2 tRNA genes and 1 rRNA gene are annotated in these 443 nt (G+C 47.2%); all 3 read right to left on the bottom strand.

The features are described 5' to 3' along the window. Positions 1 to 126: 126 nt before the first annotated feature. A tRNA-Ala gene (locus CW370_RS21105) sits at positions 127 to 202 on the bottom strand. 11 nt (positions 203 to 213) lie between these two features. Beyond that, positions 214 to 290, bottom strand: a tRNA-Ile gene (locus CW370_RS21110). A 102-nt stretch (positions 291 to 392) separates the two neighbouring features. Next, positions 393 to 443 (bottom strand): 16S ribosomal RNA (locus tag CW370_RS21435); the annotation flags it as partial.

The following is a 443-nucleotide window of genomic DNA, read 5'->3' on the forward strand; positions in this document are numbered from 1 at the left end:
CTCCTAGTGCCAAGGCATCCACCGTGCGCCCTTTCTAACTTAACCGTTAAAAAGAATCACTATGTGATATCTTGTATTACTAATTGAATGTGATGTCTACTGTTATCTAGTTTTCAAAGAACACGTTGGTGGAGCCTAGCGGGATCGAACCGCTGACCTCCTGCGTGCAAAGCAGGCGCTCTCCCAGCTGAGCTAAGGCCCCGTTATATAAGATGGTGGGCCTGAGTGGACTCGAACCACCGACCTCACGCTTATCAGGCGTGCGCTCTAACCAGCTGAGCTACAGGCCCATCTTAACTTATTCAAGGAACAAAGTTCCTTCAAAACTAAACAAGACAGGGAACGTTCTGTTTATAAGACCCAAGGTCTTATATTCCGTATAATATCCTTAGAAAGGAGGTGATCCAGCCGCACCTTCCGATACGGCTACCTTGTTACGACTT

The sequence above is a fragment of the Bacillus sp. SN32 genome, from assembly GCF_002837495.1.
Taxonomy (GTDB): domain Bacteria; phylum Bacillota; class Bacilli; order Bacillales; family Bacillaceae; genus Bacillus; species Bacillus subtilis.